This window comes from Haloferax sp. s1 (genome assembly GCF_058382125.1).
In genome coordinates, this window is the sequence record NZ_JBZRPK010000126.1 from 1 (window position 1) to 1,214 (window position 1,214).

A 1,214-nucleotide genomic window follows, 5' to 3' on the forward strand; every position below is an offset into this window, starting at 1 on the left:
CTCCCGCTATGCTCCTGAAAATCACACACCCAAGCGGCGCGTCTTGTCGCGCCGTGACGACTCGTTTCTGTGAGAATTATCACGAGGGAGTTTGAACGAGAGAACCGAGCGAAGCGAGGTTCGCGTAGTTCACGCGGGTGAAACGAGCGTGAGCACGTGGAACATCGTTCCACGGCGTTCAAATCTACCTCCCGCTATGCTCCTGAAAACGCCAGTAGACGGTTCCGACCGAGTCGCCGTCGCCGACAACGAGTTGATGACTACTAGACGACGTCGCCGCGGACCGACGTTCCGGTCTGTTCGGCCCGGTAGGCACGCATCGCATCGACGGCCGTGTCGGCCTCGTCGCCCTCCAATCCGAGCATCTCCAGCGCGCCGCTGAGCGTCGGGAAGGCGAACTCGCTCTGTCGGAGTTTCTCCATCGCGTCCGGCGAGCGCTGGCCGTCGGCGTAGAGACAGACGCCCCGCGGGTCGAGAATCTGCTCGTACGCCTCGCGGGTGACCGCGCCTTTCAGCCGCTGGGTGACGTTGTCCTCGAAGGAGGCGTTGCAGACTTCGAGGTGGACGGGTTCGTCGTCGTCCGGAAGCAGGTGGGCGGCGAGGCATTTCTCGGGAGCGGCGTAGCCGTTCGCGTTCGCGCGAAGCAAGTCGGGATGTTCGCGTGCCCACTCGGCGCGGACGCTCTTACCGACACCTTTCACACCGTGCGACTGCTCGAACTCCTCGGCTGTGTCCGGGTCGCCCCGAAGGAGGATGTCTTTCGTCACGTACACGTCGAGTCGGTCAAGCGGGTCGAGGCCGAGGGCCACGTCGCCGTAGACCCACACCTCCCGAATCGGGACGGGAAGCGTCTCGGATTCCACGGCATCGACAATTTCTTCGACGCGGTCGAGGGCGGCGTCTCGCTCCATCGCCTGTTTCTGAGGGGCGGAGAGGCAAACCGGTTTCGCGTCGGTCACGACACATTAGATACGTCCGCTCCGAGGCGAAACCCGTATCCCTCCTGCCAAGCAAGCGACCGGCAATGGAGTGCGACAAGTGCAGTCGCGACGCGGTCATGCACGCGGCCTATTCCGGGGCACATCTCTGCGAAGACCACTTCTGTGCCTCGGTCGAGAAACGCGTGCGACGCCGCATCCGCGAGGACAACATGCTTCCCCGAGACGCGACGCCAGACAATCCCCAGACGTGGGTCATCGGACTCTCCGGCGGGG

At 63.8% G+C, this 1,214-nt stretch carries 1 protein-coding gene and 1 pseudogene; one reads left to right on the forward strand and one right to left on the reverse strand.

Annotation, left to right across the window (positions count from 1 at the left end; translation table 11 throughout):
* Positions 1-263: 263 nt before the first annotated feature.
* Complete coding sequence (locus QT222_RS00905) at positions 264-911, reverse strand: DUF7095 family protein (protein WP_491476001.1); 648 nt, start codon at positions 909-911, stop codon at positions 264-266.
* A gap of 113 nt (positions 912-1,024) precedes the next feature.
* On the opposite strand from QT222_RS00905, the pseudogene QT222_RS00910 reads away from it, so the two are divergent.
* Positions 1,025-1,214: pseudogene (locus tag QT222_RS00910) on the forward strand (tRNA 2-thiolation protein NcsA); the annotation flags it as partial.